Origin of the sequence: Pseudomonas sp. C1C7 (assembly GCF_013359595.1) — a bacterium.
Classification (GTDB): Bacteria; Pseudomonadota; Gammaproteobacteria; order Pseudomonadales; family Pseudomonadaceae; genus Aquipseudomonas.
Window position 1 is genome coordinate 1 of record NZ_JABFMP010000087.1, and the last position, 1,305, is coordinate 1,305.

Consider the following 1,305-nt stretch of genomic DNA (forward strand, 5'->3'; position numbering starts at 1 on the left):
CGGCGAACCCACCTACGAACTGGATCGGGCCAGCGTTCACCGCCTCGGCCCGCAAAAGAACTCCAGCTATTTGATGCCCAAGGATAAGGTATGACTTCATCCACTCTAGGCCGTCGCAAGGGCCTACTATCACGAGAGGACTATCTGGCGCCTCCTGCCGTCCCGACAGGGCAAACACCCAAGGATGTACTCAACATCATCTGGCGCAAAAACGACGTGTTTCTTGATATCGGCTCTTACAGCATCGGCTCTTTCGTCATGGTGCTTTGGCCGGTGGTCCTGATCTATATATGGATGGGGTGGGCCATGGGTTTCGAGTCGCTGGATGTTCTCTACTGGTATGGATTCATGTGTTTTTGCGGCTTTCCGATACTGATGCTCATCTACATTTTGAGCCGTCCCGTCCCTCTTCCCGTGCGATTCAACCGCCAACGCCGCGAAGTCTGTGTGCCATTCGACGATGGCCGTTACTGGATCGTGCCGTGGGAGCAGGTCACAGCCCAAGCCGTGGCGATGGACTCTGTCGGCCAGCACGGCAAGATCACTCAAGGTCTATTGGTGTTGGGCTTTCGAAATCCCGATCCCGATGCGCCGGAGAAGGAGCGAGATTTCAGCCTGGGATTCAGTTGCGGCGGCGGTGAAACGGCAATGAGCCTCTGGGAATGCATGCGCAGTTACATGGAGGTTGGCGCAGACGCAGTCCCAGCGAGTCGATTGGGACGAAGGCCTTACGCGGAAACTCAAGTCGGTTCCATTGTTACTAGCTTGTTCAGGGGCGATATTCTCGATGTCCTGCACGGTCTGTTTTTCATTACTTTCCTGGGAACATATTGGGCAGAGAAAGTGCAGAACTGGAAACTCGCGCCCCCGCCTGATCTGACCCATCCCGCCATCATCGAATGGTCCAAACCTCTGCCTCCCGAACAGTGGGTTCAACGCACCGCTGAGTTGGAACAGTCCATTCGCTTGCAACAGGGCGAGCTGGAAAAAGCAGCACAAGTCGCATGATTGTCACAGTCGATGGCAATGCCGAAACTGAATTGGATCGCGCCAGCGTTCACCGCCTTGGCCCGCAACAGAACTCCAGCTATCTGAAACCCAGGGATAAAGCATGACTTCAGCCACGCCCGGTAGCCGTAAAGGGCTGCTCTCACGAGATGACTATCTGGCGCCCCCAGCTGTCCCGACAGGGCAACCACCCAAGGATGTGCTCAATACCATCTGGCGCAAAAACGAGGTGTTTCTCGATATCGGCTCCTACAGCATCGGCTCTGCGGTGATGGTCATTTGGCCAGTGCTGATGAT

At 55.6% G+C, this 1,305-nt stretch carries 1 protein-coding gene and 1 pseudogene; both read left to right on the forward strand.

The features are described 5' to 3' along the window. Positions 1 to 90 precede the first annotated feature (90 nt). Positions 91 to 1,008 (forward strand): DUF6708 domain-containing protein, encoded by a 918-nt coding sequence (locus HNO86_RS30105; RefSeq protein WP_175380568.1) that lies wholly within the window; start codon positions 91 to 93, stop codon positions 1,006 to 1,008. A gap of 103 nt (positions 1,009 to 1,111) precedes the next feature. Beyond that, positions 1,112 to 1,305 (forward strand): annotated as a pseudogene (locus HNO86_RS30110) (hypothetical protein); the annotation flags it as partial.

Coding starts and splice junctions, on each gene's coding strand:
- HNO86_RS30105 (WP_175380568.1), top strand. CDS start 91: ATGACTTCATCCACTCTAGGCCGTCGCAAGGGCCTACTATCACGAGAG.